The sequence below is a fragment of the Collinsella sp. LCP19S3_B7 genome (genome assembly GCF_052121795.1).
GTDB lineage: Bacteria > Actinomycetota > Coriobacteriia > Coriobacteriales > Coriobacteriaceae > Collinsella.
This window is the reverse complement of the sequence record NZ_JBQKDO010000054.1, coordinates 1-301: the sequence shown is the minus strand read 5'-3', so window position 1 is coordinate 301 and position 301 is coordinate 1. Positions and strand designations below refer to the sequence as shown.

The window sequence follows — 301 nt, the reverse complement described above, 5'->3', positions numbered from 1 at the left end:
CGCCCGGCCCCTCGCCGAGCAGCGCCGCGATCGCCGCCTCGTCGGAGAACTCGGCGCCGTTGTCGGTGAGGACGGCGCGGAACACGCGGCGCGTCCCGTCGGCGCCGAGGACGGCCCGGACGCCCTCCAGGGCGTCCGCGACGCACCCGGCGGTCTTCTCCTCCAGCGGCAGCGCGAGCTGGAGCCTGCTGGTGTTAGCGCTAATCTAAAATTGACCACTTTCGCAAACGCATCTCGCCGAATGCGCTAACGCGCTTTCGCCGACCCCGCTAACGTACTTTCACCAACTGCGCTAACGGAA

At 68.4% G+C, this 301-nt stretch carries 1 protein-coding gene; it reads left to right on the top strand.

The genetic code is table 11. The features are described 5' to 3' along the window. The coding region (locus tag ACTQW0_RS08550; RefSeq protein ID WP_441567796.1) for a hypothetical protein at positions 1-250 on the top strand (250 nt) is incomplete at its 5' end. Positions 251-301 lie beyond the last annotated feature (51 nt).